Raw genomic sequence first — 221 nt, 5'->3', positions numbered from 1 at the left:
CAGCGGGTCGTCGTCTGTGGACCTCAACTCGACCGACAAGGCCTTCGATCTGTCGCTGAGCGGCAATGCCGATACCAACGGCACCGGTGTGGCCTATGAGGTCTCGACCGACGGCGGCGCGAGCTGGTCGACGACCACGGCCGCGCAGAGCGATCTGGCCGATGGCAGCTATCAGTTCCGCGCCGTGGTCAGCGATCCCGCCGGCAACAGCGCGACCAGCA

General features: G+C 67.0%; 1 protein-coding gene. It reads left to right on the top strand.

Features of this window, described 5'->3' with window-relative positions:
* Window positions 1-221, top strand: a 221-nt coding sequence (locus RAD15_RS44090; RefSeq protein WP_458184910.1) for an Ig-like domain-containing protein, incomplete at both ends; no start/stop codon positions are given.

Source organism: Bradyrhizobium sp. 14AA (assembly GCF_054185205.1).
Note: the sequence above shows the minus strand (reverse complement) of the source record. Positions and strands in the feature narration are given on the sequence as shown.